29 protein-coding genes are annotated in these 26982 nt (G+C 45.6%); 6 read left to right on the top strand and 23 right to left on the bottom strand.

Going from position 1 to position 26982, the window contains the following annotated elements; translation table 11 throughout:
- Positions 1-43: 43 nt before the first annotated feature.
- The 18 genes from J3P40_RS10245 to J3P40_RS10160 form a co-directional block, all read right to left on the bottom strand.
- Complete coding sequence (locus tag J3P40_RS10245; RefSeq protein WP_256005157.1) at positions 44-1327, bottom strand: sensor histidine kinase; 1284 nt, start codon at positions 1325-1327, stop codon at positions 44-46.
- A complete protein-coding gene (locus J3P40_RS10240) occupies positions 1311-2687 on the bottom strand; it encodes a sigma-54-dependent transcriptional regulator (RefSeq protein ID WP_256005155.1) in 1377 nt (458 codons plus the stop codon). The genes J3P40_RS10245 and J3P40_RS10240 overlap by 17 nt, the downstream gene beginning before the upstream one ends.
- A gap of 16 nt (positions 2688-2703) precedes the next feature.
- On the bottom strand, positions 2704-3885 hold the full coding sequence (locus J3P40_RS10235) for an ABC transporter permease (protein ID WP_256005152.1): 1182 nt from the start codon (positions 3883-3885) through the stop codon (positions 2704-2706).
- Between the two features lie 27 nt (positions 3886-3912).
- Entirely contained in the window at positions 3913-5187 is a 1275-nt protein-coding gene (locus tag J3P40_RS10230) for an ABC transporter permease (RefSeq protein ID WP_256005150.1), read from the bottom strand.
- 2 nt (positions 5188-5189) lie between these two features.
- Positions 5190-5855, bottom strand: a complete 666-nt coding sequence (locus J3P40_RS10225) for an ABC transporter ATP-binding protein (protein WP_256005148.1) — start codon at positions 5853-5855, stop codon at positions 5190-5192.
- A gap of 11 nt (positions 5856-5866) precedes the next feature.
- A complete protein-coding gene (locus tag J3P40_RS10220) occupies positions 5867-7345 on the bottom strand; it encodes a TolC family protein (RefSeq protein WP_256005145.1) in 1479 nt (492 codons plus the stop codon).
- A 4-nt stretch (positions 7346-7349) separates the two neighbouring features.
- Positions 7350-8597: an efflux RND transporter periplasmic adaptor subunit gene (locus J3P40_RS10215; protein ID WP_256005142.1), complete on the bottom strand. Its 1248-nt coding sequence runs from the start codon at positions 8595-8597 to the stop codon at positions 7350-7352.
- Between the two features lie 127 nt (positions 8598-8724).
- A complete protein-coding gene (locus J3P40_RS10210; RefSeq protein ID WP_256005141.1) occupies positions 8725-9402 on the bottom strand; it encodes a pseudouridine synthase in 678 nt (225 codons plus the stop codon).
- 2 nt (positions 9403-9404) lie between these two features.
- Complete coding sequence (locus J3P40_RS10205; RefSeq protein WP_256005140.1) at positions 9405-9707, bottom strand: hypothetical protein; 303 nt, start codon at positions 9705-9707, stop codon at positions 9405-9407.
- A gap of 5 nt (positions 9708-9712) precedes the next feature.
- Positions 9713-9958 carry a hypothetical protein gene (locus J3P40_RS10200; RefSeq protein ID WP_256005138.1) on the bottom strand — a complete coding sequence of 82 codons (246 nt, stop codon included), beginning with the start codon at positions 9956-9958 and terminating at the stop codon, positions 9713-9715.
- A gap of 80 nt (positions 9959-10038) precedes the next feature.
- Positions 10039-10770, bottom strand: a complete 732-nt coding sequence (locus J3P40_RS10195; protein WP_256005135.1) for an acyl-CoA desaturase — start codon at positions 10768-10770, stop codon at positions 10039-10041.
- A gap of 6 nt (positions 10771-10776) precedes the next feature.
- On the bottom strand, positions 10777-10962 hold the full coding sequence (locus J3P40_RS10190) for a hypothetical protein (RefSeq protein ID WP_256005132.1): 186 nt from the start codon (positions 10960-10962) through the stop codon (positions 10777-10779).
- Between the two features lie 99 nt (positions 10963-11061).
- Positions 11062-11253, bottom strand: a complete 192-nt coding sequence (locus tag J3P40_RS10185) for a cold-shock protein (protein WP_256005129.1) — start codon at positions 11251-11253, stop codon at positions 11062-11064.
- Positions 11254-11364: 111 nt separating this feature from the next.
- On the bottom strand, positions 11365-11796 hold the full coding sequence (locus J3P40_RS10180; protein ID WP_256005127.1) for a DUF6526 family protein: 432 nt from the start codon (positions 11794-11796) through the stop codon (positions 11365-11367).
- An 11-nt stretch (positions 11797-11807) separates the two neighbouring features.
- Positions 11808-12443, bottom strand: coding sequence for a peroxiredoxin (locus tag J3P40_RS10175; RefSeq protein ID WP_256005124.1), 636 nt, complete (start codon positions 12441-12443; stop codon positions 11808-11810).
- A 66-nt stretch (positions 12444-12509) separates the two neighbouring features.
- Positions 12510-13451, bottom strand: a complete 942-nt coding sequence (locus tag J3P40_RS10170) for a DUF72 domain-containing protein (RefSeq protein WP_256005121.1) — start codon at positions 13449-13451, stop codon at positions 12510-12512.
- A 78-nt stretch (positions 13452-13529) separates the two neighbouring features.
- Positions 13530-14621 (bottom strand): S1C family serine protease, encoded by a 1092-nt coding sequence (locus J3P40_RS10165; protein WP_256005119.1) that lies wholly within the window; start codon positions 14619-14621, stop codon positions 13530-13532.
- A 5-nt stretch (positions 14622-14626) separates the two neighbouring features.
- Complete coding sequence (locus tag J3P40_RS10160) at positions 14627-15193, bottom strand: RNA polymerase sigma factor (protein ID WP_256005117.1); 567 nt, start codon at positions 15191-15193, stop codon at positions 14627-14629.
- A 151-nt stretch (positions 15194-15344) separates the two neighbouring features.
- On the opposite strand from J3P40_RS10160, the gene J3P40_RS10155 reads away from it, so the two are divergent.
- The 3 genes from J3P40_RS10155 to J3P40_RS10145 all read left to right on the top strand — a co-directional run bounded on the left by J3P40_RS10155 (position 15345) and on the right by J3P40_RS10145 (position 17634).
- Entirely contained in the window at positions 15345-15557 is a 213-nt protein-coding gene (locus J3P40_RS10155; protein ID WP_256005114.1) for a hypothetical protein, read from the top strand.
- Between the two features lie 97 nt (positions 15558-15654).
- Entirely contained in the window at positions 15655-17001 is a 1347-nt protein-coding gene (gene purB, locus J3P40_RS10150; protein ID WP_256005111.1) for an adenylosuccinate lyase, read from the top strand.
- A 75-nt stretch (positions 17002-17076) separates the two neighbouring features.
- Positions 17077-17634 carry a NifU family protein gene (locus J3P40_RS10145; protein WP_256005108.1) on the top strand — a complete coding sequence of 186 codons (558 nt, stop codon included), beginning with the start codon at positions 17077-17079 and terminating at the stop codon, positions 17632-17634.
- Positions 17635-17648: 14 nt separating this feature from the next.
- Here the strand turns inward: J3P40_RS10145 and J3P40_RS10140 are convergent, their stop codons facing one another.
- Genes J3P40_RS10140 through J3P40_RS10125 form a run of 4 tightly spaced genes read right to left on the bottom strand, consistent with a single transcriptional unit; the run spans position 17649 to position 21609 of the window.
- The gene (locus J3P40_RS10140) at positions 17649-18449 is read right to left on the bottom strand and encodes an inositol monophosphatase family protein (RefSeq protein ID WP_256005106.1); all 801 of its coding nucleotides are present in this window, start codon (positions 18447-18449) and stop codon (positions 17649-17651) included.
- A gap of 32 nt (positions 18450-18481) precedes the next feature.
- Positions 18482-19636, bottom strand: coding sequence for a prolipoprotein diacylglyceryl transferase (locus J3P40_RS10135; RefSeq protein WP_256005103.1), 1155 nt, complete (start codon positions 19634-19636; stop codon positions 18482-18484).
- Between the two features lie 32 nt (positions 19637-19668).
- Entirely contained in the window at positions 19669-20988 is a 1320-nt protein-coding gene (mtaB, locus tag J3P40_RS10130) for a tRNA (N(6)-L-threonylcarbamoyladenosine(37)-C(2))-methylthiotransferase MtaB (RefSeq protein ID WP_256005099.1), read from the bottom strand.
- Between the two features lie 36 nt (positions 20989-21024).
- Entirely contained in the window at positions 21025-21609 is a 585-nt protein-coding gene (locus J3P40_RS10125) for a UbiX family flavin prenyltransferase (RefSeq protein ID WP_256005096.1), read from the bottom strand.
- 222 nt (positions 21610-21831) lie between these two features.
- Between J3P40_RS10125 and J3P40_RS10120 the strand changes: the two genes are divergently transcribed.
- The 3 genes from J3P40_RS10120 to J3P40_RS10110 are packed head-to-tail and all read left to right on the top strand — an operon-like array spanning position 21832 to position 24130.
- On the top strand, positions 21832-22077 hold the full coding sequence (locus J3P40_RS10120; protein WP_256005093.1) for a hypothetical protein: 246 nt from the start codon (positions 21832-21834) through the stop codon (positions 22075-22077).
- A 41-nt stretch (positions 22078-22118) separates the two neighbouring features.
- A complete protein-coding gene (locus J3P40_RS10115) occupies positions 22119-22985 on the top strand; it encodes an AraC family transcriptional regulator (protein WP_256005091.1) in 867 nt (288 codons plus the stop codon).
- Positions 22986-23044: 59 nt separating this feature from the next.
- Complete coding sequence (locus J3P40_RS10110) at positions 23045-24130, top strand: carboxypeptidase-like regulatory domain-containing protein (protein ID WP_256005090.1); 1086 nt, start codon at positions 23045-23047, stop codon at positions 24128-24130.
- Between the two features lie 7 nt (positions 24131-24137).
- Here the strand turns inward: J3P40_RS10110 and J3P40_RS10105 are convergent, their stop codons facing one another.
- Positions 24138-26885, bottom strand: a complete 2748-nt coding sequence (locus J3P40_RS10105; RefSeq protein ID WP_256005088.1) for a carboxypeptidase-like regulatory domain-containing protein — start codon at positions 26883-26885, stop codon at positions 24138-24140.
- Between the last annotated feature and the right edge of the window lie 97 nt (positions 26886-26982).

Genomic DNA, 26982 nt, shown 5'->3' with positions numbered 1-26982 from the left:
GTTGGAAAGGGATGTTATGACACGAATATGAATATAGGCTCAATTAAGGCTTTAATTTAATTACAAAGCTTGTTTGCAACTGCCTACGCTCATCGGAAAACTGTTGACTACCAAGGGAAAAATCAAAGCCATGACTTAACAGGATTTCGCGAACCAGCGTAAGGCCAACACCCTGACCGTCTTTCTTCGTGCTAAAGAACGGGTTAAATAGTTGATCCTGGACTCCTGCTGGAATACCCTGACCGCTGTCACTGATGCTTAGTATGTGGGCAGTCGCGTCTAATCTAAAATGTACGAGGCCCGACCCGTCAACAGCTTCGATTGCATTTTTTGTGATGTTAAGCAGTACCTGTTCGATTTGCTGCGCGTCGGCATGAATATAATAGGCGGATGAAGGCAAATCGGCCGTGAACCGCACCTGCGCTCTCTCTGCAAACACCTGCATCAGGCTAATCACATTTTCCATTAAACGGCAAAAATCCACCTGCTGCTTATTTGCCGGGCTAAGCTTAGCCAATTCGGCAAAGTTCCGCATAAAGATATTCAGGTTTTCGTTCCGCTCTGAGGCAATACGCAGGGCCTTTCTCAGGGCCGGACGCTGATCCTGCCAAAACCGCTCGTCAACCAATACCTGACCAATGATAGAATTTACAGCGCCCACCGTGTTATTGACTTCATGGGCCATCATCCTTATGACCTTGGTATAAGTACTTTTTTCGGCCTCGGCAATTTCGGCAGTTAGCTCTTCGATCATCAAAAAAAACCGCGAAAAACCACGATCAATAAAATTTGACTTTTGAATTTTATAGGTCTTTATGCTCCCCACCTTAAGCATCCGAGATTCGCCGACCTTCATGGTCATTATACAACGGATAAAGGCGTTCTGGTCCTCAGCTAAAATCAGTGCTGCCTTAGGATTGATCGTCTTAATTTGCTGATCAAAATCCAATATAATGATGCCCGTAGGAGAAGTATGAATCAACTTCTCCAAAAAAAAATGCTGCGCTTTTTGCTTCGTCCGCTCTTCCCTCAAAGCGTCCATCATCTGGTTATAAACTTCTATAAGCTCATCCACCTCGCGTTTGCCAGTGGGTACAAAACGCACATTGAAGTCCTGGTCACGAATGGCATTTATCCCTTCCTTGATTAATTGAAGGGGGCTAAGCAACTGTTGGTACAACCTTATTGCTACCACGGCAGCGCAAATAACAATAAACTCGATTACGAGAAACAATGCCATATCGTCCCTGAAAGCGAGGTAGCTCAACACCAGCAATAAGAGATGTAAAAAGCCGATAAAAGATATATACTTAGTCTTCAGTGTCATGAAAAGGTATCTGATACTTCTCCAGCCGCCTGTACAGCGCATTCCGCGTGATACCAAGAGAGGCCGCAGCTTTTGTTATCCGGTTGTTATGAAAACTCATTGCTTTTCTGACCATCTCGATCTCCATTTCTTCAAGAGTCATAGTTCCTACCACTGGCAATTGATGCGTTGTGCGTTTACCGGAGCCGGACATGTCAAGCTGCGCCTTAAAGTCGGCGATTTCCAGCTTAGTTGATCTGCTCACCAGCAAAGCTCTTTCAACGATATTCTTCAACTGCCTGATATTGCCTGGGAAATCCGACTGCTGAAGCCATTTTAGTGCCGCAGGGTCAACACTAAGCGTGGGACGGCCATAAATCTCGCGCAGATTTCTGACAAAATAGTCGACAAGCAAAGGGATATCACCTCTCCGCTCTCTTAAGGCCGGCAGCTTGATGGTAATCAGGTTGATGCGATACAACAAATCTTCGCGGAAAGTGCCCGCACCGACCATCTCCGGGAGATTTTTATTTGTTGCACACACCACCCTGACGTCTACCGATTTACTTTTACTGTTGCCCAGTACTTCATAGGTGCGGTCCTGAAGCACTCTCAGCAATTTAACCTGGCTTGCTGCTTCCAATTCACCGATTTCATCTAAAAATATCGTTCCTTTATGGGCTACTTCAAATCTTCCTGTACGGTCAAAACGCGCATCGGTAAAAGCTCCTTTTACATGGCCGAACATTTCACTCTCAAATAAGGTAGATGAGATACCACCCAGATTCACTTTTACAAAAGGCCGTTCGCGCCTGTTGCTGTTTTCATGCAGTGCTTCTGCTATGAGTTCCTTCCCAGTGCCACTTTCGCCAAGAATCAGGACAGAGGCATCGGTGGCGGCAACCCTGCCCACAGTTTCCAGAATATCGAGCATTGCAGGATCTTCCGTAACAATCTGCCGGAAGTAGAACTGCTCATCCAGCGCCTTTCTCCCCACATGCCTGGGCTTCGATGCGCCGAGTTCGAGTAAGGTGGCTACCGATTGTAATACAAGCTCGTTGCTCCAGGGCTTATGTATAAAGTCTGCAGCCCCAAGTTTCATACCTTGTACCGCCAGATCGATGCTGGCCCAGCCAGTGATGAGTATCACCGGAACATCAGCCGCTATTCCCTTGATGGCTTTTAATAATGAGATGCCCTCGTGGCCCGACGTGTCTATCGAAAAATTCATATCCAGGACGATAAGACGTGGCCGCACCTGCTCAACGATAGATAGCGCATCTGCAGGGTTGTCTGCTGTAAGCACCTGGTGACCACTGCGTTCAAGCAGGAGCTCAAGGGAAGTCCGCACAGCGATATCATCGTCGACAATCAGAATCATATCCAAATATAGCTGATTATTCCTCATGCAGTGCGACCGCAGGTTGTATCGCCGCAGCTTGTCTGCCCGGATAGAGCGCACATATAAAGACAAGGATGTACACGAATGCCATGGCAGTCAGTAACGCGATTATATATACCAGCGCAGGAACATTGAAAACGTGCAGAATAGGGAATTGAATAGCGAAGAACACCCCAAGCGCTAAGGAAAGGGTCGTTAATACCAGCGCCTCAGCAACAAGCTGTTTGGATACTGCAGAACGACTGGCACCGATGGCCATACGCAGACCTATCTCGGCACGTCGCTGATTGATACTGTACCATAGCACGCCGAAGAGGCCTAGTGCGACATTGATGATCAGAAAACCTGCGATCATTAAACATATAATCATCGGCATGACGGTATTCCCATTCTTAGCGTCGCGCATTTCCGTCAGGTGCTGTATTTCAAGATCAGAATTTTTCATGAGCTGCGAGAGCTTCTTACTTAAGCGGCTTTCGAAAGCCGCATCCGCATCTGCATTTACCTGTATGAGCATATGATCTATCCAGTTGAAGGCTGTTGTGTCCATACGGTTATAAAACCCGGGACCCGCAGGCTGAAAATCTCCGTCTGCTTTTACGTCTGCCACTACACCGATGATCCGCATCGGATTTTTATCGTCATAGTCGCCGATAACCTTGCCAACTGCGGCTTCTTCCCCAAACAGCTTCTTTCCCATCGAGGAATTAATTACGATGGCCTTTTTGCCAGAGGCGTCCGATTTGTTAAACCACCTCCCCTCCAGCACTTGCATATTGAGTACTTTTTGATAATCATCTTCAACCTGATAGAAGTTGAGCATACTTATTTGCTGACCTTTAAAGGTTATTCCGGTTGTTGAATGACTGGTAGAATAAGGAAAGTTGGCACTGGTAAATGTTACCTCCTTAACCTGCGGAAACGCCAGGATATTTCGTCTGATATTCTCATAAAATACTTGTAGCGAATCCTTGTTTTCTGATTTGAATGGATTTGAATACCGGACGCTCCATACGCGTTCATACTCAAAGCCAGGTGGTTTTGAATAGTTTATTAAATAGTAAACCAACATTGAACATAAGGCAAAGATCACCAGGAAGGAGACGAAGATCTCCGACAGGAAAAGAAAGTTTTGCCGGCGTTTATTCCAAATTAATTTAAACAAATGCTTAAACATATGTGTGCTTTTTAAGTGTAAATACCATTATTGTGACTTCAGTGCATGGACCACGTTGAATCTTGACATCCGCCAGGCGGGATAGACACCTGAAAGCAGCCCAAACAGCAGGCACAACAACAAACCGGCCCCCAGAACCGTCCAATTGAGCGCCAGGTCCAGATCGGGAAGTAAGCTCGACTGGTTAAAGAAGTATATCGAGATAGCCGATAGCACCAAGCCGATCAAGCCTCCTATCAAGGTTAGGATCACATTTTCCACGAGAAACTGATAAACGAGCGTTTTGGACGATGCCCCAAACGCCTTACGGACGCCGATCTCTGATGACCGCTCCATAATTCGCGTAATGTTGACATTGACGAGATTGATGGCGGGCAACAACAGAAACAGTAACACCACCAGGATCCCGGCACCTATGGTTGCTGCCAGGCCGGTGCTCTCGTCGTTGCCAAAAATGTTTCTCGAAAATTCCTCGAAAGGCGTATCCGCATGGATATAGAGCTTGTCATATTCTGTATCCGGCTTAAACGATCTGGCAAGCATCTGCTTAAATTCCTGACGCATCTTTGGCACCTCAGATTCTGAACGCGCCACCATTACAGCTCCGAATCCACCGAGGTAGCGGTCGACCAAAGATATCTTGTTTATGCCGGGCTGTCCCACACGCCGGTAATCGATCTTGGAAACCGTGTATGGCAGGTACACATCGCTGTAATAGTTGCGGTTGCTTCTGGGCAAGTCGGCCACCACTCCTATAACACGGTAATTCACATTATCCAGCTCAATGTATTTTCCTGCTACAGCTGCATCGTCGCCAAAATATCGCTTTCGCGTGCGTGCAGTGATTACAGCCACGCGGTCGGCGCGTTCCACTGCCGGTTCTGTATAGGGGCGCCCTTCCAGGAACTTAAATTCGGCTACTTCCCAGAAAGCGCCGTCAGTGAACTTATATTCTATGGAAAGCTTCCGGTTATTTACATAGGCATTGGTGGAACTGGAGAAGGTAAATATCGAAACCTTTTCCGGCGTCTTCAACTTGGTGACATAGTGATAAAGAAAATCAAAAGATACTGAACTACCATTATACCAGCCTTCTTTGGTATTCGTAAGCGACCCATTCGTTATAAATAAAGACCTGTCTCTTTTCACGTCGGGGTATGCAGGGCTGAACATCTTGTCCATGAATGCGGTCGTAACCATGAGCACGGTTAGTGTGAGACTGATGCCGAACAGGCTGATGAAAGTAAAAAACTTCCGCCGTTTCAGCACCGCAATCGCTATTTTGTAATAATTTCTAAGCATAGTTATAATACTTGAGATCCATCAAATAACCTAACCAAGCGGTGTGTTTTCAGCGCCATTTGTTCATCATGCGTAACCATCACAATGGTAGTGCCTTCCTTCTGATTTAACCCGATGAGTATATTCATGATTTCATTGCCCATGGCACTATCCAGGTTACCAGTGGGCTCATCTGCCAAAATGATCCGCGGGTTGCCCACGATGGCCCGCGCAATGGCAACCCGTTGCCGCTGACCGCCGCTTAACTGGGTAGGAAAATGCTTAAGCCGGTTGCTCAGCCCTACCTTTTCCAGGGCCTCAGCAGCCAGCCTGCGGCGCTCCGAGGCCGAAACGTTTCGGTAAAGCAGGGGCAACTCTACATTGTCTAACACTTGCAGATCATTGATCAGGTGATAGCTTTGAAATATGAATCCCAGCTTCTGATTCCTGAAACGTGCCAGCTGCCGGTCTCCATAGCTGGTAACCTCCTGCCCGTCTATCCGGACCGAGCCTTTCGATGGCTCGTCCAGCAGTCCGATTACATTCAGCAGTGTACTTTTGCCACAGCCGGAGGGTCCCATTATGGAAAGAAATTCACCCGGTGCTACATCCAAACTAATGTTATTAATGGCGAGTGTCTCAACCGTGTCGGTGCGGTACACCTTTTCAATGTTTTGTAGTTGTATCATAATAATAGTTCTTAATCATATCTTATCTTTTCATTTTTTTCAAAGTCGTAGAGCGACAGGTACCGCAACTGGTAATATGCGCCCCAAAAATTTCTAAGCGCCGCAATATAATCGCGTTTAGCGCGGTCATTCTCCTGAAAGGCAATACTGAGATCCGTGATGCTGAGATTCCCTAGCACATATCGCTCGCTGGCTATCTGGTATTTTTCCAGCGCAATTTCCGCAGCACGTGCGGTGAGCGTCATTTGCTCCTTCATCATATCAAAAAGCGTAACCTGTGTAATAATTTCCTGCTTAAAATTCAGCCGCGCCTGCTCAACCTCATAAACCACCAGTTGCTCATTTGCCTGGGCGGTTTTGGCTCTCGAACGGGACCGTCCCCAGTCGAGCATCGGTATAGAAAGCTGCAGTACCACCGATTGCTGACTTTTTGGTGAGCGGTATACATCGAACACGCGGTTGCCCGCATTGGAATATCCCAGGTTGGCGTTCAATGTAGCATTCAGACCATTCTCACCCTTCGCTTTTGCAACATCCCTTTTTGCCTCAGCCAAACGTCTGGCAAAGGCGATGGCATCCGAGCGGTTCTCATAGGCTTCGGCAAGTACCTTTTCTGTGGGAATGCTGATATCTCCTACCGGTCCGGGCATGATCGCCGATAGGCGGTCACCCTCTTCGATCCCTACATAGGTTCTCAGATTCAGCGTGGCAATCTCTACATCACGGTTGGCGGTGCCCACGGCCTTCTGAGCGTTCAGCCGCTCAAGCTGAAGCTGTAAAATCTCATTTCTTGCAATCTTTCCCAATTCGAACTTGGTATTGGCTATGCTCAGGATCTTTTCTGTATTGGCAAAATTGCTCTCAGCCAGGCGCAGGTTTTCCTGTGCAAGCAGCAAATCGAAAAAATACTCGGCTACCTGCATGGAAATCTCCTCCTGCGATTCAATATAAGCCTGCTGACTTTCACGATATTTGAGCGGTTCTATTTTCTTATCCCATTTGAGGCGGTTGAACTGCAGCAAAGGCTGGGTATACCCTATGCCATACGGCGTACCATTATACAATACGGTCTTCCGATCAAAATCACTGAACCGCTGCAACTCTGTCGTACCAAATATAGTCCCCCCTGTAGCCGCGATACTCTGCGTAAAATCAAGCGTAAGCGAAGAATTGTCGTTGCGGATCGGCTGGAAAAGGATTGTTCCATTCGGCTGAAGTACCTGTGCATAAGTTTTGTTATATCCAGGAAGAATGCCGCTCAGCGCCAGTTGCGGCTGATAGTTTGACCGAAAGGTCCGCCATTCCCAATATTTGGTTTCTTTTTGTGTAATTGCTTGTTTAGCAGCAATGGAATTGGCTTTTGCCCGGGCAACTGCCTCACTCAGGCTTAGCCGGAGCGTATCATCCTGCAGGTTGACCGTAGATGAGGCTGCCGCCACAAGAGGCAGGCCGGGCAATGAGAGAAATAAAATGATGAACAGGGCTCGCATATCTCTAGTCTTGTATAGTTATTTCCCCGGTATATTCAAACTTTTCCATATCGGAATTAATGACTTCTTCACCCGGATTGATACCGCTAACAATCTCAATAAAATCGAAATTGCTCATACCGGTCTTTATCTCGCGCCGTAATGCCCTTCCGTTTGACAGCACAAAGGCATACTGACTGTCGGCACCTTTAAATGCAGCGCCGTTTGCAACACGCACTACCCCGTTTCGCTTTTCGGTTACCAGAAACACATCCACCTTCATATTTGGCCTCAGCAGCTTGCTATTCTTTTCGTCCAGTTGTACGTCGAACGAAACTATAGCGTTCTTCACCGAGGGCGATATATTGCTCACAATTCCACGAAGCTGTTGCTGATTAATCCGGATAATGGCGGGCATATTCAATCTGATGGAACCGAGCTGTGCATCAGATATGCTACCGGCGACTTTATAGCTGCTCAGGTTGGCAATACGGGCAAGGGGGTCTCCCTCGCTTACGCTCGCTCCGATATTCTTATTTACCCAGGTAATTACGCCGTCCCGCGTGGCGGTCACATTAGCCAGATCGAGCTTTCTTTTCAAAGCCAATTGATCACTCCGGTGAATCGCCAGCGCAATCTCAGCCTCCCTGATCTCGATCTTCATCGTCTGCTGCTTGCTTTTAATTTCATTTTCAAGTTGCTGTTTTTCAAGTATGGCAACTTTTAGGTCCAGTTCTGCCGCTTCAATATCCTCTCTTGTTCCACCGCCGGCCTTATACAACCGCTGGGCACTCGATACTGCATCCTTAAAATTGCTGATTCGAAGTTCCTTGATCTTATTGTTCGAGTTAATATCATAAAAGCTCTTGTCCAGGTCCAGCTTTAGCTTGCGTATCTCATTTTCTTTTGACTCGATCTGGAAACTTAGCTTTTCATATTCAGTTTGAGCAGCGGATTTGTCAAGCGTGAGAATGGACTGTCCCGACCGTATCTTCATGCCTGCGTCCATCTGCACTTCGCGCACGGCAGCATTTATAGGGCTCACCAATACCTCTTCAAACTCGGGCAAGACCTCGCCCATGGCATCAAGCGTATTTTCTATGTCTCCGGTTTCTGCAATAGCCGTAGTGAAAGAGGAGCGCTTAATTGAAGGCTTGATATAGCCTCGCAACAGGACCAGGCTAGCTGTCAATGCCAGAACGATTGTTACGATCACAGCGATCTTTCTTCGCTTTTTCTTTAATAGAACTGATTGTTCGATTGGTTTATCCATTATTGTCTGGTTTCCCCATAAGGGGCAATCCAGATACCAATCATAACGACCTATTAAACAATGTCTTACATATAATTAATCAGATAAGAAGTGTTCGATATCGAACAAAATATACGATACCGGGCATTTACCAGCCCATCAAATTCATCACTGCCTTAAACTCTGATCGCAGCCCTGCCCGCAAGATGATCGGATGTTCCGTTACCGGGTGCGTAAATGAAAGCTCTGACGCGTGAAGGAGCATTGTGGTCATACCCCATTTTTCTTTGAAAAGCTTGTTTTGTTTGTTGCAGCCATGCGGCCGGTCCCCGATGATCGGATGAAAGATATGCGCAAAATGGCGCCGCAACTGATGCATACGGCCTGTTGTGGGTGTGGCCTCCACCAATGAATATCTTGAGGTTGAGTGTTTTCCAGAAGGCACCGGCAATTCCGCACGCTTCAATGTCGTAAAAACCGTTGTCGCATCCTGCAGCGTACCGTTTTCCTTTGCAAGCGGATAGTCTATAATTTGATGATCCGGCGCGTGTCCGCGCAGGACTGCCAGATATTTCTTTGTCACCAAGCCATTCATAAATTGTTGCTGCATAGCGATCTCAGTTTCTTTATCAAAAGCAAACAACAAAGCACCTCCAGTCTTCCGGTCAAGCCGATGGGCGGGGTAAACATGTCTCCCGACCTGGTCGCGCAACATTTGCAGTGCAAATTCTTTTGCATCGCTTGCAATCGGCGAGCGGTGAACCAACAAGCCGTGCGGCTTATTGATCGCGATCAGGTGATCATCCTGATAAATAATATCCAACATGTTTATCGCTCAGTCATCTTGCTAACGTCAATCAGTTGTGGACCTTTTTCAACCGGATAGCCATTAACCACTTTGCCTTCCAGCCTAACCGGCTTTCCAACATACTTGTTTATGTCGACCTTGTCACTTTTAAGCGCATAAGACTTGTCACCTGTTTTTAATAAATGGGTTCCATACTGAAAGGTCGTCATGCCCAGCTCTTCAATAGTTCCGGCCAATGAAACGTGAGCCGACTGACCCGCCCGCTTAACGCTACACCCGGATAGGGCTGCAACTACCGTAAGAACTACAAAAAAATATCTCATATATATCAACTGGCCATTTCTACAGGCGGCTTACAAACGACCATAATAATTAATGACCGTTGTTTTTCGTCCCTGAAGTTCAATACCAGATTTTTATTCCTATTGTTTTTAATCATCATTCCAAGTCGGGGAAACATGACCGATAGCGATTGAATACGTTGGGTATCGTCACTGTCGACAATTAGAAAAGGCGACGAAGCGTCTTGATTTGCAACTTGTTGCTGGTTTGTTAATGCCTGAAAACGTTCCATAGTGTGTATGCTTTGTTCGAGTAATCGTTTCTGATTAGACGTTCCTAATTCGCTTTTTGCTACACACGACGAAAAAAAATTTAAATGGCCTTACGCAGCCTGATTATACCAAGGTAATGCAAGCTTTTCATAACCGGGTACACCGGGTCTATTTCAAACCAGCGTTTACCAAAATTTGCACTATTTGGATATCTGTGATGGTTATTCTGAAAAAGCTCCCCCAACATTAAGAAATCAAACGGCGAGGTATTCTTAGACTTATCATTATTATCAAAGTTTGCGTAACCATATTTATGTCCGCACCAGTTTACTATAGCTCCATGAATAGGTCCCATTAGATAATGTACAGGAAGCAACAGGAACATCCACCATTCTGTAGCAAAAACGATATAAAATACTGTATAAAGCACACCAAAAAATAACCGTGAAGCAATGGAAGAGCCGATACGGTCGATAACCGGCCACTCGGGGTAATGTCCGCCAAACCGTGCTTCAGGCGCCTTTAAACGTTGCTCATGATCTTTAAAAGTACGCAGTGTCATCATCATTAACTGGAAAACGTCGCGTACAAAATGCGGCGAATGAGGATCCTGCTCAGTGTCGCTGTAGGCATGATGCTCCCTGTGCATCAATGCATAGGCGCGGGGGTTAAGAAATGACGATCCCTGAAAAACAAGAGTCATGATATAAAATACCCGTTCCCATGCCCTGCTGGTTGTAAACATGCGATGGGATGCATAACGGTGCAGAAAGAACGTTTGAAAAAACAAAGATGTGAACCAGTGGGCCACAAAGAAAAAAATAATGATCATACTATTTTAACGCTTTTCGGGGGGTGTTGATGATATTTCTCCATACTCGTTTACATAAGCCATCATATTTTCCAATCCGCCACCAGGAGAATTCTTCTTACGTTCCTCTTTCCGCTGCTTTTTGTCTTCCTGTTTTTTTCTCTTATTGGTCTCCAACTGCTTTTTCATAAAGCTCGCTTGCGATTTTGCCATAGGCTGAATATGATTTAAGCTCATCTATGATGAGTAATTACAAAATAAAAAAGCATTTCCCGTTTTGGGAAATGCTCACGATTAATTTATATAGTCTTCTTAAGCTACTCTTACATTTACCGCGTTTAAGCCTTTACGGCCTTCTTCTACATCGTAGTTAACAGTGTCATTATCGCGAATCTCGTCGATAAGACCTGTAACGTGTACAAAAATCTCCTGTCCGCCGTCAAGTGGAGCGATGAAACCGAAGCCTTTTGTCTGATTGAAGAATTTTACTGTTCCTTTTTGCATAATGATATTTTAAATTGTTTACAAAGGTAACTTAAATTATAATTAAATTGTTTGAAAAAAGGAAATAAAAATTGATAAAGGGATTAAAGGATTTTAAAATGACATAGCAAACTACACACGATTGTGGTCTGGAAGCCAAACTTTAATCCTCCTTTTAATGTCGTCAGGCCTCAAATTATCAGATAATGTGGCCTCGACTAAACCCGTTAATTCAGCATCGGAAGCAAAGCGTAAAGCCGCAATCTGCCCGAAACTCAGACGATCTTCAAGCTCTTCTAAACGCTGCTGTGTGAGAACATAATACCGGAAACGCATTTCCGTAACAACCAGCCGATTCTGAAGCGTCAGTGCGTAATGCTGTCTGAGCAGGAAAGAAAGCCAGCCGATTACAGCAAAGCAAATGGCTACAAGAACCCACAGCAAACGATTCCGTTCGTCAGAAGCCGCCTGAATGGCTGAAAAAATCACCGCTCCCAAAATCACCGGATAAAAAACAAAATGGTGGGGTGCGTAGAATCGAATGTGGTTCTTGTAGTCCTGCATAGTGCTTTAGATTATTTGTTTGGTTGAGGCGTTGTCCTTAGATATGGCTTGATGACTTTGTGCCCCTTAGGAAATCTGGAAGGGATATCTTCGGTTTTGATGCTGTTGGCTACAACCACATCCTGACCATCCTCCCAGTCGGCCGGCGTAGCCACACTATAGTTAGCTGTCAGTTGCAACGAATCGATCACACGCAGCACCTCGTTAAAATTTCTGCCCGTAGAAGCCGGATAAGTAAGCGTCAATTTAACCTTCTTATCAGGCGAAATCACAAACAATGAACGTACCGTCAGGGTGTCAGACGCATTCGGATGAATCATATCATACAAGTCTGCCACCTTGCGGTCCTCATCAGCGATAATAGGAAATTCAACATTGGTATTTTGCGTTTCATTGATGTCCTGTATCCAGCCCTTATGAGACTCCGCCGAATCTACGCTAAGCGCCAATACCTTTACATTACGCTTGTCGAACTCCCCTTTCAATGAAGCAGTACGTCCAAGTTCAGTAGTACATACCGGTGTATAATCTGCCGGATGCGAAAACAAAACACCCCAGCTATCGCCCAGGTATTCATAAAAGTCAATTTCGCCAATTGAAGTTTGTGCCTTAAAGTTGGGAGCAGTGTCCCCGATTCTTAAACTCATAATGGTATATTTAAGTGAAACATTGTCTATTGTGCAAAATAACTAAAAGTCTACAAATCCAGTATACTATGTAAATAAATTACTTTGCCCTGAATTATCAGAACCACCCAGGAAGCGGATCTCAGGGATTCTAGCATTCAGGTGGAGGTTAAACTGCTTTATCGTATAGTCGGCCAGGATAGGCGTATCCTTCTCATCATGCTGATGCAGAAAAAAGTAAACCTCGCTTAGTCCGCCCTCCATCCATATTTTTATTCGCTGCACCCAGTCGTCGATGCGCCGGAAGTCGGATTCCTGATGTTCGCTGCCGTTGCCCACAAACCTGACAAAGGTTTGGGGTATTGTCACTTCCATATGAAGACAATCGCGCCTGCCGCTGGCGTCGGTAATCGCAGCCCCCTTTTTTAAATCAGAAAGCATCGCAAACAACTGCCTGTTCGCATCCGCATCGGCAAACCACGCGGGATGCCTTACCTCTACAAATACCCTGAGGTCCAACGGTAAACTTTCTAAATAGGCCTGAAGCACATCCATATTGTTAGGACCGAAATTATCGCCCAGTTGCAAAAAGCAGGGACCAAGAAAAGGGCCAAACTCATAAATACTCTTCAAAAACTGGTCGGTCGCCTCCTCTGCGTTTTTTAACCGCTTGATATGACTGATCGTTCTTGAGAACTTTGGAAAAAAGAGGAAGTCTGTCTGACCACTTTGCTCAGTTTTTTCGCGCCATTTGCGGATAAGCTCCGGCTTCGGGATACTGTAGAAGACTGCATTTAACTCTATTGAGTTGAAATGCTTCACATATTCATCTAAAAAATTAGCTTCCTTGGTCTTTGGTGGATAAATCATGCCTACCCACTCCTTCCTGCCCCATTTGGCGCAGCCCACATAGAAAGCCGGATCTTTAGCAGGTGCAGACGAAAGTATGTTTGAGGTCTGCCTTCCATCGGCGGGTAATGTAAAATCAACGTCCTTGAGTTCAGCAGATGCAAGCTTTCCGAAATCCATATTAAAATGCGTATAAAATAAAACCCCAAAACTTACAAAAAAGTTTCGGGGTTTATAGAAGATTTGGGGTCTTATATCTTACTTATATACTTTGATCATAAATACATAGTTCTTCAGCTTCTCTACCTGTTTCACCTTAGTCAGGTGCTGCAGTGAGTTCTTTTTACTGAACGGCACGCTGTTACCTAAAGAATCGCTCGGAATGGAATTCAAAGCTTCCTGGATATACCTTGACTTCACCGCAAAGGTAGCGCCGTCAACCTGGCTCTGTTTTGCACTAATCACCCCGATAATATTGCCCTGCTGATCCAGCAACGGCCCACCGCTGTTTCCAGGATTCACGGGAATAGAAACCTGATACTGCGTTGTATCCCCGTTATATCCGGTTTTCGAACTTACATACCCTCTTCCATAAACCGAGTCATCCTTCGGAAAACCAAGCGTGTAAACCTCCTCACCCATACCTACAGTATTGCCTTTTAAACGGTAAGGAAGATTTGGCAATGCGCGAAATGCCGTATCGGTAATTTTCAGGATAGCCAGATCATACTGAGAATCTGTTCTTACCACACTCACCTTATACGACTTACCGAGGTTATCCTGAACTGATATGGCCTCTGCGCCTTCGATCACATGCAAATTAGTGAGGATAAAACCGGTTTCGGTAAGGGCAAAACCTGTACCGCCGTAATTAGCCGGACGTTCATTTGTCGTGTTTTGCGAACTTGAATTGATCTTCCTGATCAGGCTGCTTTGCGAGTTTTTAATCTTACCAAGCTCATTTCTCATCAGTTCAACTTTGCCGATTTGTTCCGTATTCTGGTTAATCGAATATAAAGTAACTATCGTTAACAAAACAAACGAAGCAGCCACCGCTATAGCAGCTTTGTTCTTCCGCCACAGGTTAACTATAAATGAAGGATGTGGGCCCAACGCCGCACTCAAGGCTGAAACATCAATCTGATCATGCGCTGAGTTCATCCGATGCTTCAATTCAGCGACCTCTCCAAACTCCTTCAATGCGTCCAGAAAGGCCTTATGGGTAACAACTTTATGATCTATAGCCGGATCGTTGCTGCGCAATTTCTCAAACGCAGCAGTCTCATCCGGTGTAAGCCTGTTGTTCAGATAATCTTCAATAATACTGTCTAACTCAATCTCGTTCTTCATTCCCGTTATAATTGAAAAAATAATTTCTTTAACCGTTGCAGACATTTATACTTCTGAGTCTTGGCATTATCTGTATTGGTATAACCGAATTTTTCACAGATATCCTGCATTGACAAATTATGTATATAAAAGTCCTGAATAATCGTTTTGCAGGGCTCGCCTAAATGAATCAGTGCCGATTGCATTTTCTCAAACTGCCTGTCCCTTTCCTCATGTACCTCCAGATCACTTTCTACCGAGATCACATCTTCGAAATCTGAAACATTGCTCGTCTTTCTGCTGTTCTGCGTCAGCTTCTTCAGCCAGATGCGCCGACACACAGAGTACAGGTAGGTCTTCAATTTGCTGCTCAACTCAAAATCCCCGCTCCTTATTTTATTGTATAAAACGATGATTCCTTCCTGATACACGTCTTTTGCATCATCTTCGTCACCGTTGTTATTCAATATAAACTGTAAAATCATCGGAAAATACCCGGTATACAATTTATTCAGTGCATCTTCTGAGTTATTCAGAATCCCTAAAACAACCTCTCTATCCGTTGGAACTGAACTGCTTAACTTATTACTCACCAATTAATACATTTTAACGTGAATGGTAACCCAATGATAGGAAAAAAAATGCTGAAATATTTTTATCACTTTTTTCGGGTTACCCGGGTTACCTTTTAGACTTTGTGGTATTAAGCTGTAAAATTAATTAATTATTTAAAACAGAATCGAAATGAAAAATGCATTTAAATTTGGCTTTTTAGCTTTAGCAATCTCTTTATCAGTAGCAGCTTGTAACTCAGAAAAATCAGGCGAGTCTTCAGACACTACAATGGTTGATTCTTCAGCAGTTATCACTGAAGTTGATACTACAGTAACTGATTCAACTGTACAAGATACTGCAGTAACTACTACTACAACTACTACTGACACTGCAGCTCACTAAGCTAAATTGACCGTATAGAAAAGGCTCCGGATAACCCGGGGCCTTTTTTATTACCCCCAGGAATGCTACATTTGCGCTCGTAAACGTATAAAACATAATGACCTTATCTCCCCTTCAGGCGATCTCCCCTATCGACGGGCGCTACAGAAACACCACACAGGATCTGGCACAGTACTTCTCAGAATCTGCACTTATCAGATACCGTATTTTTGTAGAGGTAGAATATTTCATTGCGTTATGTGAGGCCGGCTTGCCTGGACTGGCAGATTTCCCTAAAGACAACTATCCTCGACTTCGGGAAATTTACAAGTCATTCACCGATGGCGATGCACAGGAAGTTAAAGACACAGAGAAAATCACCAACCACGACGTTAAGGCCGTAGAATACTTTATCAAGAAGCAATTCGACCAGCTTGCTTTGGAACCATACAAAGAGTTTATCCATTTCGGACTAACGTCACAGGACATCAACAATACCGCTATTCCATATACGTTTAAGCTTGCGTTAAACGAGGTTTATTTCCCTCAGCTAGCCCAGCTCATAGAAAAGATTCAAGAACTGGCTACCGAATGGAAAGATGTGCCCCTGCTGGCGCATACCCATGGTCAGCCTGCCTCACCAACCAAATTAGGGAAAGAGTTCATCGTTTTTGCCGAGCGTTTACAAATTCAGCTCAACAACCTTAAGCAAATACCTAACAGCGCCAAATTCGGCGGCGCTACCGGAAATTTCAATGCGCATCATATTGCTTACCCGGCCACCGACTGGGTAGCGTTTTCGAATCATTTTGTCAATGAGATCCTCGGACTCAGCCGCGCACAACATACTACACAGATTGAACATTACGACCAGTTTGCCGCACAGTGCGATGCCTTAAAGCGCATCAACAATATCCTCATTGATATGGATCGCGACATCTGGACTTACATATCTAAAAACTACTTCAAACAGAAGATCAAAGCCGGCGAGGTAGGTTCATCCGCAATGCCGCACAAAGTGAACCCTATCGATTTTGAAAACGCAGAGGGCAATGCAGGTATCGCCAATGCGATGTTTGAATTCCTTGCGTCCAAACTACCCATTTCACGTTTGCAGCGCGACCTTACGGACTCTACCGTGCTCAGGAATGTAGGTGTGCCTATGGCTCATACCGCAATTGCCATCGCGTCGACAATGAAAGGCTTAAACAAACTGCTGCTTAATGAAGAGGCCATCCATGCCGACCTTGAAAACAACTGGGCAGTAGTTGCAGAAGCCATTCAAACTGTTTTAAGGAGAGAGGCTTATCCAAATCCGTACGAGGCACTTAAAGATCTGACCCGCACCAATCAAAAGATCACTGCGGAAACGATGGCAACGTTTATCGACGGACTGAACGTGAGTGACAGCGTAAAATCTGAACTTAAACAGATCACCCCGTTTAACTATACCGGCGTCTTTTAACATATGACCTAAAACAGACATCAGGTCTGGAATTGCATCGATCAATTCTCTATTTTTGTATAAAAAAATAAGACAATGACGATCAACGTATATACCGAGCAGACACCAAATCCTGCAACCATGAAATTCATGGTCAATAAGTTACTGATCAACGGTAGTGAAGACTTTCCTACAAGGGAAAGCGCAGAGCAATCACCCTTCGCCAGGGAGCTTTTCAAATTCAATTTCGTGAACGGTGTTTTCTTTGCCAGCAACTTCGTAACAATCACCAAAACAGACGACGCGGAATGGGCCGACGTAGAGCCGATCCTGAAAGAGTTTGTTAAAGGAGCTGTGGAATCGGAATACAAGATCAAAGACGTTTCATCTGAAGAAACACCTGCGTTTGAAGGCACCGACACCGAAATTAAGATTCAGCAGATCCTGCACGACTATGTGCGTCCGGCTGTAGAGCAGGATGGCGGTGCGATCAGCTACAAGTCGTTCGACGAAAACGAAGGCGTCGTTACTGTAGAGCTCAGAGGTTCATGCAGCGGATGCCCGTCCTCTACCCTTACGCTTAAATCAGGAATCCAAAACCTGTTACAGCGCATGGTTCCAGAAGTAAAAGAAGTTATCTCCGAGGCGTTATAAACGCCGATCGAATATTAATCCTTGAAATGGTTACGCATCATTTCAAGGATTTCCTGATCTGTCAGCCCGTTTGAGGCCAAAATCTCCCTGGCATCAACAAATTCATCTCCCCCGCTAAAATTAGAAACCTTTCCGCCGGCCTGTTGCACCAGATAAGCACCAGCAGCTACATCCCAGGCATTCAGATTATATTCAAAAAAGGCATCAAACCGACCGCAGGCCACGTACGCCAGGTCTACCGCCGCCGAACCAATACGCCTCAGCCCATGGCAGCTTTGCATCATTTGACCAAAGAGCTTCATATAAGCTTCCTGTTTGTCAAACTGATAGTAAGGAAATCCCGTTGCAAGTAAAGACTGCCCCAGCCGCTCTGTACCTGAAACGCGGATAGGCTTACCGTTGAGGAATGCCTCACCGCCCTTATGGGTGTAAAACATTTCTCCGCGATTGATCTCATACACCACGCCGATTACCGGCAGTCCGCGTTCGTAAAGCGCCACGCTAACCGCATAGGTAGGGATCCCGTGAATAAAGTTCGTGGTACCATCAAGCGGATCAATGATCCAGTTGTATATCTCACCCGTTTTATTTATCGTTTTCTCTTCCGTAACGAAGCCGGCATCAGGCAACAGCTTGCTCAGATTTCTCACCAGTTGCTTTTCAGCCTGCTTATCTACATAAGAAACCAGGTCGTTAAGCCCCTTAAACTCCACAGCACGCTGATCAAAGTTCATCGATTCCTTCCGGATAAAATTACCTGTGAGGCGGGTTACCGCCACAACTTTAGAGCATAGCAATTCGTAATTTACTTCCAACACTTTCTGAATTAAGGATGAAAACTACTGGCTTAATACGCAGCCAGCTTATCTCTGTTCTTCCAGGAATAAACCACAAGAAATACGCCAGACAGGAACAGGAGCAGCGAAATAAGCTCAGCCTGGGTAAACTGCAGTCCGCCAACATGATATTTAGTATTCACCCTGATCAGCTCAATAAAGAAGCGCTCCATACCATTCATCATCAGGTAAATACCAAACATCATACCCGGAACAGTAATCCGGTGCCTTAACTTCCATAAAACGAAGAACAGGATCAAACAAACAATCACCTCATAGAGCGGCGTTGGGTATACAGGCTCAGGCAATACGTTACAGAACCTTCCCACGCAGCCAGGTATAGGAACTCCCTCGTTCGCTACGTTATTCGGATAAGTATAAGCCCAGAGCCAGTCAGGCAGGAAACTGAAAGGTTTTGGATTATTGTTCACAATACCCCAATCACCATCTCCGCTCATATGGCAGCCAATACGGCCCACTGCATAAGCCAGCATCATACCCGGACCACCAATATCCAGCATATGCAAAACTTTTATTCCATTCTTGCGTGCAATATATAACACCGCGGCACCACCACAGATAAGCCCGCCATAAAAAGTAAGACCACTAAAAGAAAGCAAGCCCCCAATCGGATCCTGAACAAAAGTATCCCAGTGTTCCAGGTTATCAAAAATCTTGGCACCAAGGAAACCCCATATCGCCGCCCAAACAATCAAGGAACCCATCAACTCGTGCGGATGCTGAATCACCTCAACCGTCTTAGGCTTATCAAGCTTCTTCGCATTCTTCTCTTTGTAATCCCAGTAGGCAAACAGACCGGCAAAAAACAATCCACCGAGCAAACTGCCTTTGGCCGACAATAACACGGTCTGTGCATCGCTTACAAACAGCTGGTAGTTCATCAGGGCATACACCAGTTTGTAACCGATCAGGAAACCGAAGATTCCATTCAGAAACAATTCCGTATTGGTAGGCGGCAAACCAACCGTTGTACGTTTTTTTACAGGTTGCAGTTTACCTAAAGCCTCCTTACGTTTAAATTCCTCAGAAAAAGCCCAATAGCCCGCAATAAAAGCAAGCGCAACAAAAACACCGAAAGTATTAAAGGGAAGCGGGATGTTGACACCAAAAAGATATTCTAAGAAATGCGATACGGTCGGAAACATACTTAAGAAAAAGTTTTTTTGCGAATATAGGATTAATGCGCTAAAACTTGTTCCGATTCCTCAACTTCTACCTCGCCATCGGCCGACAAACCGACCAGTTTAACCGTCTTAACCTCGTTAACCATCACCGGATCGTATTTAGCCCTAACCTTTACATAGTTACGGGTAAACCCATGCATGAACCCGTTCTTTTGATCATCCTCGAAAAGTACCTCGCCTACTGCACCCAATTGCGACTGATAAAAGGCCCGCCTTTTCTTGTCAGACAAAATATGCAGCATTTTACTCCGGTCGGCCCTAACAGCCCCCGGCACCACCCCCGCCATCTCTGCAGCAGGCGTTTGGTCGCGCTCCGAATACGTAAATACATGCAGGTAGGAAACATCCAGTTCATTTAGAAACTGGTAGGTATCCAGAAAATCCTGCTGCGTCTCACCAGGGAAACCAACAATCACATCAACACCAATGCAGCAATCAGGCAGCACCGATTTGATCTTAGCCACACGCTCCGTATAGAGATCACGCTGATAACGCCTGCGCATCAGGCCTAGAATCTTATCTGAACCAGACTGCAGTGGAATATGAAAATGCGGCACAAAACGTTTAGACGAAGCCACAAACTCAATAATATCATTACTCAACAAATTAGGCTCTATAGAAGAAATCCTGATCCGCTCAATACCCTCAACCTCATCCAAAGCACGCACCAAATCAAAAAAACGATCCTCGCGCTTGCCATTCCGGATCCCAAAGTCGCCCAGGTTAACCCCGGTCAGCACAATCTCCTTAACCCCGCTCTCGGCAATCTGCCTCGCCCGGTTCAGCACATTTTCGATAGTATCGCTCCTGCTGCCACCCCGTGCGAGCGGAATAGTACAATATGTACACGGATAATCACAACCGTCCTGAACCTTCAGGAAAGTACGCGTGCGGTCGCCAATAGAATACGCAGCAATAAAATTATGATTAACCTTTTCAATATTCTGCTGATGTACAACCGCTTTCGGCTCTTTAGTTAGATCAGAAATGAACTCAACGATGCGAAACTTCTCGGCCGCACCAAGCACCATATCCACGCCCGGAATCTCCGCGATCTCCGTCGGTTTAAGCTGTGCATAGCAACCCACGATGGTCACATAAGCATTAGGTGAATATTTCAGCGCCTCTTTTACCACCTTACGGCATTTCTTGTCTGCATGATCCGTTACCGAGCAGGTATTGATCACGTACACATCAGCGCCCTGCGTAAACTCCACCACACCATAACCCGCGTCGGTAAACAAGCGGCCAATGGTAGACGTTTCCGAAAAATTAAGCTTACAGCCCAGAGTATAAAATGCGACGGTTTTCATATTGAAGCTCGCAAAGATACGATTTTCAGATACAAATTATGTCATATTTGATGTCTGCTGCTCATTCCAGCGGTAAGTATCCTGCTCAAGACCAATCAGATCGATCACACGTGTCACCACCGTTTGCGCAACATCCTCAATGCTCTTCGGTAACGAATAAAAGGAAGGATTAGCCGGACAAACAATACCGCCCGCTTCCGTAACCGCCTTCATATTATTAATATGGATCAGACTAAAGGGCGTATCCCGGACTACAGCAACCAGCCTGCGCCGCTCTTTCAACACCACATCTGCCGCCCTTGAAATCAAATCGTTAGAAATACCCTGCGCAATCCGGCCGAGTGTACCCATAGAACAAGGAATGATCACCATCGTATCGTATTTTGCAGAGCCCGAAGCAAAAGGTGCGTTAAAATCCATCTTATCGTAAAAGTCGAACGGATACGAGTCGTAAACACTGTTGCCCAGCTCAAACTGCCATACCTCGCGCGCATTGTCAGACATCACCACCCCCACCCTTTCAATCTGCGGCGCCAAGCGCTGCAAGCTGTCCAGCATCAGCTTAGCATATACCGCACCACTGGCTCCCGTAACAGCCACAATTATCTTTTTCCTGCTCATGAATACGGTAAAGTTAAGGAACAAAAACCCATAACAATAAAAAAGGGCCGAAAATTACTTTTCGACCCTACATCTACCTATGAAAAACATACCCCTTTAAAGGGTAAGCTCAAATGTAAAATATCTTTTTTAAAAATGAAAGTTTGAACACACTTTTTTAAAACCTTTACAGCATCACGTTGTTTCTACCGAGAGCAAGCCCTTTCACAAACATATTTTACCATGGAAAAAGCAGGAAGAAGAACCTTTACCATCGAGCCCGGAATCAGCGGAATACAAGACCCTATCACCGTTCAATATAAGGAAACCACCGACGGCCTGCCGTACTATGCGCTGGAAATAAACGGCAGTGAAGTCCAGCTGCGCAAAGACGAAGAAAAGTGGGAACAGATCTGGGGCGACCTAAACGAAGAGCACGTAGAAAAGCTTGGCCAGGCCCTCAACGAGCAGACAAGCAATCAGCCCTAAAAATAAAATTCCTATCTTTAAGCCAGACACCACACTGGCCAATGAAACCTCAGTTACTCAAAGTTTCAAACGATACGCTATACTCTTTCAGCGCACGGCGCGACAATGTGCCCTATATTAACAACCGCTGGCACTACCATGCCGAAGTAGAACTCATTTATGTCATAAAGGGTACCGGCACCCAGTTTATCGGCGACAGCATCAAACGCTTCCGTGCCGGAGATGTAGTTTTGGTCGGTTCCCACCTTCCGCACTACTGGAAATTCGACGAACAGCACTTCGAAGAAGAGCATCCAAATATAGACGTGGTGGTCGTGCATTTTACGGAGAACTTCTGGGGCAGCACATTTCTAACCCTTCCGGAAAACAAACCGCTTAAAGACGTCCTCGAAAAAGCCAAACGGGGACTAAAAGTGCAGGACAAAAGCAAACACCAGATAGGGATCATTATCGAATCTATCCTGTCGTCGACCGGCCCTGCAAGGATTACCCGGCTTATGGAGGCCCTGCTGGCGATCGAAAATTGTAAAAACAACGTGCTCCTTTCCTCCATCGGCTTCCGGCCCAACTTTCAGGACACAGAGAACGACCGCATCAACGCCATATACAACTTCTCCATGACCAACTTTAAACGAAAGATCCAAATGGAAGAAATGGCCGCGGTAGCCAACATAAGCCCCAATTCCTTCTGCCGGTATTTTAAGTCGCGGACAAGAAAAACCTACACCCAGTTCATCAGCGAAATACGCGTAGGCCACGCCTGCAAGCTACTTATTGAGAACAACATGAATGTAAAACAGATCTGTTACGAAAGCGGCTTTCATAACTTTGCCAGCTTTCACAAGCACTTCAAGCTCATTACCGGCAAAAGTCCGCTTGCCTACCAGAAAACCTATTTGCAAAAGTGATATAGAGGCCTTGTTTTCACCAATAAATACTATATTGGGTATAACAATTAACCTTTCAAATGAAGATCACAAGCTTTCAAACGCTCCTATGCCTGTTGCTTGCCTTTATCACTCAGGCAAGCCTCGCGCAAAACCAGTTCACCATCCGCGGCCGCGTAACAGACAGCCAGTCCAAACCTATCCCTTCAGCAACTGTATTTATCAATGCTACTACCCGTATTACCGCAACTGACGAACATGGGCGCTTCAGCATATCTTCGGTCGCCCCTGGAAACTACGAACTGTCCATTAGCATGCTGGGATATAACACACATCTGGAAACCATTCAAGTCCAGAGCGACAACACCGAAGCAACCATCACACTTACACAGAAAACCATTCAGTTAAACGAGGTAAGGATCGGTCCCGACCGCTTCAAAGAGAACTTTGAAAAATTTAAAAAGACTTTTCTTGGAACTTCCGCCGCAGCAAAAAAATGTGTTATTGTAAACCCGCAAGTCATCGAATTCTCCTCAAGGGGAAAGAAGCTACTGGCTTCAACCAATGAATTTATAATCATAGAAAACAGGCACCTTGGGTATAAGCTTCGCTATCTGCTCACATCCTTTGAACATGATGCTGGTATGGGCGTGGCACTTTACAACGGGCAGGTGGTGTTTGAAAAACTTCCGGGATCTGACCAGGAGGTTAAACAATGGGAAAAAAACCGATCCGTCTCCTATCAGGGCTCAATGATGCACTTTTTACGCTCGGTATTTTCGAACACGGTAGCGCAGGAAGGATTTACCGCACAACAGTTCCATAACAACGTGATTAAGCATTCCATGGATCTGGTGGCTATCGAACAAAGCCCGATGCTATTCGACACACTGGTGACTCCAGTGGACGCATCATTTAAATCATTCCGATTTCCGAATCTGTACCTCAAACACAGTGCGAAGAAAGCCAACAACACCAAACCGCTACATGGCCGGAAAGTCATACCCTTCGCGAAAAAGGCCTCCTTTATACGATTAGTTGCTGATGAAGCGCTGATAGACGGCCGGGGCAGTTACCCTAACCCGAAGACCTTCTATATCTACGGTTACCTGGCCCAAAAAAGAGTTGCCGAAATGTTGCCTTACGAATACCTACCCGGCAAATAAGATATTATCACCTCACCTTTACTCTTTGAACGTGACGGCCCAGGCGGCCTTCAGTATCAATTCCCTCAACAGTAACCCGGTAGTTTCCAGGTCTGGGTGCTACATAAAAACTGAACTGCCCATTTTTACCGGAGCCCACCGATAATGAAGGGTTCCAATAAACAGTGGCGACGTCCTTTCTAAAAGCGTCGCTATCGGTAACAGGGTTTTTCGGCACATAGAACAGCTTAGCATTATCAAACCCCTTCGGCGAATAATGCGCAATAGAGGGGTTATACTTCTTCCGGAAGCTTTTTTGCTTCGTCCATATCGCCATCACATATCTCTGGCTCAAAGCTCCTGCCATAGAGCCCAGCCTGCTACTAATCGTCGGGCTTTCGTGAGATAGATAAACACGATCAATGTCGTCCGGATGCTCACTCGTCAGAAAAGTCTGGTAGTCACAAGCCGATACGGCCATGTTATCAATCATAACAAAATAAGCATCGTTCTGATAAAAGGGTCTCCAGACCTTCCCGCAATTTTCTACCGAGTCCTCAACGAGACGGAATCTTACCCGGGAAGCATCCATTTCCTCTAAGCATTCCATTAAAGTTTTACAAGGCCTTCTCGGGTCTGGGCGGTAAACCTCATCTGCCTGACTTTCATTGATGCCGTACGCCTTGTTCCATCTGGTGGAAGCCCTGATCTGCACTTCCCTCAACTGCTGCGCGCGACTTAGCTGCCCCAAACGTTCCTGTTCCATATCCTGACGGAGACTAGCCTCCAGGGTAGTTTTCGTTAGCGGCCTGATATCATTATTTACATCCGCCGCATTTGGGTTACGCAACACCGGCTCAGGAAGAACTCTATCAATATGAATCATGACCCGGTCGCTATTGCCTGCAGCCCTGGCCTGAAAGCTGAACGAAACTCCGTGTAGCACAAGCAAATTACCGAACCTATACTGACCGTTGTTGTCGGCCACCGTATCTAAAACCAGCCCTGCCTTATTACTTAGCATGTGTATTTTAGCATTAGGAACAGGTTTATTTTTAAGGTCGGTTACCCGACCGGTAATATCAATAAGTAATTTCTCAGGCTGATACTTTGCGATAAAAGGTTCTCCGCCAAGTAAATCCTTCCAATCGAACCGGCGGTAACCCTGAGTCATCATTAACAAATCCAGATGCCTGGTCTTCTCAGCAGTCAGATCTGTAAAATAATAATTTGGCTGTTCAATATAACCCCGTATATCAGCACTCAATAACAACTGAGAAAAAATGGAGCGCTCCTTATTAGGGTCGAACGGCACGATATCGTCATTCACAACCGAAACTGAGAAGTTACCAGATACAGGACTTCCCAACTGGTCGGATGGCGAAAGCCCCAGATCTATACGTTCGCCTGGCATGAAAGTGTCTTTGCCAGACGTGATATCCAAAAGAAGCTGATCTTTAGCCCTCACGAAAACCACACGTTCATTAACCGGCAAACCTTGTTCTGAAAAAAGCGTTAACTGCAAAATTCCGGTTGGCACCCCTGTAAGGGGTATATTGACCTCAGTTATTGCCTTAGAAATCTGGAACTCTGACCTTGCTTGAACAGTTCCTCCAAATTGCGCCAGCAACCCAAGTCGTGCCGACCTCTTTACAGCCTCAGCATCAGAGTGGACGCGGACAAGCAATGACTCTGTGTTTTGCTCAGAAAGGCCGACCTCAAGGACATGCCCGCTTTTTTGAGCTTTTGGTAAATCTATGGTCTGAACAGATCCGTCCTTGTGGCCTATCTTTGCGGTATAAACATTTCCCGGCTCCGGCTGCAAGCTAAAATAGCCCATGCCCAGATGTTGAGTATCAAAAGAAGCAACCTCAACACCCTTACCGTCAAGAATCTTCCCGGCAACAGCCACACCAAGCCCATTTGCAGCTGTAGCCTTAAATGCTATTCGGCTTTTCAGCCCTTCTACCATATGCCCACCCTCTGGGAAGAATTGTATGTCAGTCGCAGCGGCCGACTGATTCACCGGAAAGGTCTTCCGCACCGCCAGATTTTTAGATACCTCCATACTGGCTACAAAATATCTGCTATGCATCTCGTCAGGTGCCTTTAACCGCGACAGGTTAACACTAACCTCCCCCGCCTCATTAGTCTTGGTGGACCCGCTAAAGATAGTCTTATAACTCTCTTTCAAATGATAATCCAGCTTTTTACCAGCAAACGGCTTACCGTCCTGGTATGTAAACCGAAGCACCGCATAGGTTTGCGTACCGCTACCGTCCTGCTGATACCGGTAACTTATCCCGGAAAATACCGTATTTGCTACCGAATTGCCTACACTAAACGTTTGGTCGTAAAAATAATCCGAACCAGCGTTCCGCATCCACTGCGTATACGCGCGAAGACGATAATTGCCCTCTCTCGCAGCACTATCATGCAAAACGAAATCACCGATGGCCATACCAGAAGTAACCGGTAATTTTAAACTTTGCGCCACCGAATCTGCCTCATCAATAAGATCTACGTAAACCGCCCCGCTTAAGTCCGACAAACGGTGTCTTGCACCAACCGTTACATAAGCCTTAAACCATATCGTATCACCAACCAGGTAGTAAGGTTTATCGGTATGCAAATACACCTTCTCCAGCGGATGAGAATCCGACCAACGTTGGAGCGCACTAACAGCTTTATCTAAAACAGAAGATTGTACTGCACTTAGTAAAAGTAAAGTGGACAGCGATAGACAAAGTATGAACCTGATTTGAGAGCGTTTCATAACTTATAAATTTCCTGAAGTTAACGATAATCAAATACTTTACAAAACCATACCGCTACTATTTGAAACACGGGCTTTCCTGTTTTATGGTTTTTGT

Origin of the sequence: Pedobacter deserti, from assembly GCF_024436415.1 — a bacterium.
Lineage (GTDB): Bacteria > Bacteroidota > Bacteroidia > Sphingobacteriales > Sphingobacteriaceae > Pedobacter > Pedobacter faecalis.
The sequence above is the reverse complement of the archived record's forward strand: the minus strand, read 5'-3'. Positions and strand labels throughout refer to the sequence as shown.